Source organism: Acidovorax sp. LjRoot204 (assembly GCF_056175785.1).
In genome coordinates, this window is record NZ_JBGFFF010000368.1 from 1 (window position 1) to 1,109 (window position 1,109).

The following is a 1,109-nucleotide window of genomic DNA, read 5'->3' on the forward strand; positions in this document are numbered from 1 at the left end:
TGCCGTTCGAGCGCCTCGTGGAGGTGCTCAACCCGGTGCGCTCCATGGCCCGCCATCCGCTGTTCCAGGTGGCCCTCGTGCTGCAGAACAATGCCAGGATCAGCTTCGAGTTGCCCGGCGTCGAGGTCAGGGGTGAATTCCTCGGTGCCCAAACTGCCAAGTTCGACCTCTCGTTCACGATGTGGGAGCAACGCAGCCACGACGGCAAGCCGCAGGGCCTCACCGGTCGCATCGAGTACGCCACCGACCTGTTCGACCGCGCCACGGTGCAGCAGCTGGCCGCACGCCTGCAGCGCGTGCTCGCAGCGGTCGTGGCCGACCCTGCCCAGCCCATCGGCRCCATCGAGATCCTGGAGCCCGCCGAGCGCCAGCAGATCCTGCTCGGATGGAACGACACCGCGCACCCCGTGCCGCAGGCCACCYTGCCCGAGCTCTTCGAGCAGCAAGTCGCCAGGACGCCCCAGGCCACCGCCCTCGTCTTCGAGGACTCCTCGCTCACCTACGCCGAGCTCAACGCCCGCGCCAACCGCCTGGCCCACCACCTGATCGCCCAGGGYGTGGGCCCCGAGAGCTTCGTCGCGCTCGCGCTGCCGCGCTCCCTGGAGATGGTCACCAGCCTGCTGGCCATCCTCAAGGCCGGCGCCGCCTACCTGCCGCTGGACGTGGACTACCCCAAGGACCGGCTGGCATTCATGCTCCAGGACGCCAGGCCCGTGTGCATGGTCACCGACCGTGCCACCGCCGCGCAGCTCCCCTCGGGCGTTCCGCTGCTGTGCATGGACGAGYCCGCGCTCGCGCGCGCCCTCGCAGCCGCGCCCGACACCAACCCCACCGACCATCACCGCACCCAACCCCTCACCCCGCTCAACCCCGCATACGTCATCTACACATCGGGATCCACGGGAAGACCCAAGGGGGTCATCGTCTCCGAGGCCGCGATCGTCAACAGGTTGGAATGGATGCAATCGGCGTATCAGCTCCAATCCCATGATCGCGTCTTGCAGAAGACCCCCGCAGGCTTTGACGTCTCCGTCTGGGAATTCTTCTGGCCGCTGATCGAGGGCGCAGCGCTCATCGTCGCCAGGCCCAATGGGCACAAGGACCCCGCT

1 protein-coding gene is annotated in these 1,109 nt (G+C 68.1%); it reads left to right on the top strand.

What is annotated here, in order from left to right:
• On the top strand, window positions 1-1,109 hold a 1,109-nt coding region (locus tag AC04MI_RS25450; RefSeq protein WP_476499078.1), incomplete at both ends, for an AMP-binding protein.